Annotated in this window: 4 protein-coding genes and 1 pseudogene; 4 read left to right on the top strand and 1 reads right to left on the bottom strand. The window is 72.4% G+C overall.

What is annotated here, in order from left to right; all coding sequences use genetic code 11:
- Both VJR25_RS10405 and VJR25_RS10400 read left to right on the top strand, forming a co-directional pair.
- Nucleotides 1-606, top strand: a pseudogene (locus VJR25_RS10405) (GMP synthase (glutamine-hydrolyzing)); the annotation flags it as partial.
- A 272-nt stretch (nucleotides 607-878) separates the two neighbouring features.
- Nucleotides 879-2273, top strand: coding sequence for a glycosyltransferase (locus tag VJR25_RS10400; RefSeq protein ID WP_324114903.1), 1395 nt, complete (start codon nucleotides 879-881; stop codon nucleotides 2271-2273).
- A 7-nt stretch (nucleotides 2274-2280) separates the two neighbouring features.
- Here the strand turns inward: VJR25_RS10400 and VJR25_RS10395 are convergent, their stop codons facing one another.
- Nucleotides 2281-2619, bottom strand: a complete 339-nt coding sequence (locus tag VJR25_RS10395; protein WP_324114902.1) for a hypothetical protein — start codon at nucleotides 2617-2619, stop codon at nucleotides 2281-2283.
- A 123-nt stretch (nucleotides 2620-2742) separates the two neighbouring features.
- Here VJR25_RS10395 and VJR25_RS10390 point away from each other — a divergent pair, with 123 nt between their 5' ends.
- Nucleotides 2743-3381: an ATP-dependent Clp protease proteolytic subunit gene (locus VJR25_RS10390; protein WP_324114901.1), complete on the top strand. Its 639-nt coding sequence runs from the start codon at nucleotides 2743-2745 to the stop codon at nucleotides 3379-3381.
- Nucleotides 3378-3691, top strand: a 314-nt coding sequence (locus VJR25_RS10385; protein WP_324114900.1) for a ClpP family protease, incomplete at its 3' end; no start/stop codon positions are given. The genes VJR25_RS10390 and VJR25_RS10385, both read left to right, overlap by 4 nt.

Genomic DNA, 3691 nt, shown 5'->3' with positions numbered 1-3691 from the left:
GCCGAGGGCGCGCCGATCAAGTTCCTCGTGCAGGGCACGCTCTACCCCGACGTCGTCGAGTCGGGGGGCGGCACCGGCACCGCGAACATCAAGTCCCACCACAACGTGGGCGGTCTCCCCGACGACCTCGACTTCGACCTGATCGAGCCGCTGCGCACCCTGTTCAAGGACGAGGTGCGCGCGATCGGCCGCGAGCTCGGCATCCCCGAGGCGATCGTCGGACGTCAGCCGTTCCCCGGCCCGGGTCTCGGCATCCGCATCATCGGCGAGGTGACCCGCGACCGGCTCGACGTGCTGCGCGAGGCCGACGCGATCGCCCGCGAGGAGCTCAGCAAGGCGGGCCTCGACGGCGAGATCTGGCAGTGCCCGGTCGTGCTGCTGGCCGACGTGCGCTCGGTGGGCGTGCAGGGCGACGGCCGCACCTACGGGCACCCGATCGTGCTGCGCCCGGTGTCGTCGGAGGACGCCATGACCGCCGACTGGACGCGTCTGCCCTACGACGTGCTCGCGAAGATCTCGAACCGCATCACCAACGAGGTGGGCGAGGTCAACCGCGTCGTGCTCGACGTCACGTCGAAGCCGCCGGCAACCATCGAATGGGAGTGATCCTCCCGCTCGGTCGGTGAGCGAGCCGACCGACACGGATCACGACGCCCGGAGCCGCATGGCCCCGGGCGTCGTGCTGTCCGCACCCCGCCACCTGCCACCTGCCCCGACCCCAGTCCACGCCCGCTCCGGGACGTTGTACAGGGGGAATCGCCCCGCGGTGGGCTTCCCGCCGGCGCGAGCCCCCGATCTCCCTGCACAACGTCCCGGCGGTACCGGAGACCCGCGGGAGACGCCCGACGCACGACGCCGGCACGGGGGATGATGGAGGCGTGACCTCGTTCCCGGATGCCGACTACCTGGTGCTCTCGAGCCGACTCATCCCCGACCTGGACGGGGGCTACACGCTCGCGACCCTCGCCCGGGCCCGGCAGATGGCCGCCGCCGGCGTGCACGACGGCAAGGGGCCGCTGATCCTCACGGTCGATCCCGGCACCCCCGCCGACCACGCCCGGCACCGCCGCATCTTCGACGAGCGGGAGCTCGTGGTCGACCCGGCGCGCATGCGCAACCTGTTCGACGAGGCCGCCGACCCCGACGGCGGAGCGGCATCCTGGCTGCGTGCCGCCGCCCGGCCCGGGGCAGCGGACCCCGCCCTCGACTACCGCACCGTGCTCGACGCGCACGGCCGGCCGACGATCGGGATGCCGGTCATCGTCGGCGATCCCGACTGGCACATCAGCACCGCACCCGTGCTCGTGCACGACCGCGACGGCCGCGTCGCCGGCGTGCTCGACGGCTTCGGCGCGCTGTACCGGGCGTGGCTCGACGAGCTCGTCCGCCGGCTGCGTCAGGACGACCCGCAACGGCCCGTCGTCGTGCTGTGCGAATCCCGGCAGCTCGGCGAGCTGCTGGCCGGCTGGGACGATCCGGGCGTGCGGCTCATCCAGGCCACGCACACGATCCACCTGGAACCGCCGTACACGAAGGATGCCGCGGTCAACGGGCTGTGGACCCGCTGGTTCGGCCTGGCCGAGCGCTTCGACGCCGTGCTGTGGCTGACCGACGAGCAGCGCCGGGACGTGCACGAGCGGTTCCAGCTCGACGGCGTGCACATCGTGGTCCCGCACGGGGTGGCGGCGGTGGCATCCGTCCGCCCGCCGGCGGAGCGCACTCAGGGGCGCATCGCGATGCTGAACCGGCTCGCGCCGGGCAAGCGCATCGACCACGCCATCCGGGCGATGGCCCAGGTGGTCGCCCGGGTGCCGAACGCGGTGCTGGACGTCTACGGCGACGGCAACCAGCGCGAGGCGCTGCAGCAGCTGATCGACGAGCTCGGCCTCGGAGCGCACGTCATCCTGCAGGGGCCGACGACCAACCCCGGCGCCGTGCTCGACGACGCCTCGGTGCTGCTGTTCACCTCGGCGTTCGAGGGTCAGGGGCTCGCGATCCTCGAGGCGCTCGCGCACGGCTGCCCCGTGGTCAGCTACGACGTGCGGTACGGCCCGAAGGACTCGCTGCAGGACGGCGGCGGCATCCTCGTCGCGGACGGCGACGTCGACGGCATCGCGAACGCCCTCATCGAGGTGCTCACCGACGTCGAACTGCGGCTGCGGCTGGCGCGGGAGGCGGTGGAGGCGTCCCGCACCGTCGATCCCGACCACGTGATGGCGGCGCTCGCCTCGGCGGTCACCGACGTGCTCGGCAGCCCGAGCCGCCGGGTCTGAGGCGGGCTCACTCGCGGAGGGCCCCGCTCACGGGCGAGACGAACCATTCGCGGATGCGCCATTCGCTGACCGCACCCTCCACGACGAACGGGTCGGACTCGGCGAACAGCGCGGCGAGGGTGCGGTCGCGGAAGATCGCCAGTGCGCCCGGCTGCCCCTCCTCGGGCTCGGGGAACGGGCCGATGAGCACGGGCTCCCCCGGATGCCGCTGCGAGAACGCCAGGGCATACGCGCTGTGCGCGGGGAACAGCTCCCCGATGCGGCTGCGCGCGCCGGGCTCGGAGTAGTAGAGCAGCAGGTGATGCGGCACCCATCGGTGCGGATGCTGGGGCGATCCCTCGGTCATGTCGGCCTCCGGGCGCGATCGTACGCCCCGCGGCGGGTTCTGCCCAGGGCGGATCGGCCGGGCGCGGATCAACCGGGAGCGGATGCCGCCCCGCGCCGGGCGCGGGCGCGCGACGCTGGGCACATGGCAGATGAACCGAAGATCCCCGTGTTCGGGCCCGAGGCCCGTCGCGAGCTCCTGCAGCAGCGGGTGCTGGTGCTCGACGGCGTGCTCGACGACGACAACGGGCCGCTCCTGATGACGCAGCTGATGTCGCTCGCCGCGGAGGATGCCGCATCCGACATCGCCCTCTGGATCCACTCGCCGGGCGGCTCCGTGCCCTCGATGCTCGCGATCCGCGATGTCATGCGCCTCATCCCGAACGACGTGTCGACGCTCGCGCTCGGACTCGCGTGCAGCGCCGGACAGTTCCTGCTGTCGGCCGGCACGCCGGGCAAGCGCCGCGCCCTGCCGCACGCCCGCATCCTCATGCACCAGGGGTCGTCCGGCATCGGCGGCTCCGCGGTCGACGTCGAGGTGCAGGCCGGGGACCTGCGGCACATGCGGGACACCGTGCTCGGCATCATCGCGGACGACACCGGCCAGCCGATCGACCGCATCTTCGAGGACTCGCTGCACGACCGGTGGTACACCGCGCAGGAGGCCCTCGACTACGGATTCATCGATGAGATCGTCACCGACTTCGCCCAGGTGACGCCGCAGCAGCGCCGGCCCGCGGGGCTCGGGCTGCCGGTCGAGACCCCGAGGAGGGACGCAGCATGAGCTCGTACACGATCCCGAACGTGATCAGCCGCGATCCGCGCGGCGACCGGATCATGGACGTCTACTCGCACCTTCTGGCGGAGCGGGTCGTCTATCTCGGCACCGGCATCGACGCCGGGGTGGCCAATGCGCTCATCGCCCAGCTGCTGCACCTCGACGCGGACAGCCCCGACCGCGACATCCAGCTCTACATCAACTGCGAGGGTGGCGACGAGGCGGCCATGCTCGCCGTCTACGACACCATGCAGCACGTGCGTCCGGATGTCGCGACCACGTGCATCGGGCAGGCCGTCGGCGTCGGGGCGGTCAT

Origin of the sequence: Microbacterium sp., from assembly GCF_035277845.1 — a bacterium.
Classification (GTDB): domain Bacteria; phylum Actinomycetota; class Actinomycetes; order Actinomycetales; family Microbacteriaceae; genus Microbacterium.
Note: the sequence above shows the minus strand (reverse complement) of the source record. Positions and strands in the feature narration are given on the sequence as shown.

Coding starts and splice junctions, on each gene's coding strand:
- VJR25_RS10395 (WP_324114902.1), bottom strand. CDS start 2,619: ATGACCGAGGGATCGCCCCAGCATCCGCACCGATGGGTGCCGCATCAC.
- VJR25_RS10390 (WP_324114901.1), top strand. CDS start 2,743: ATGGCAGATGAACCGAAGATCCCCGTGTTCGGGCCCGAGGCCCGTCGC.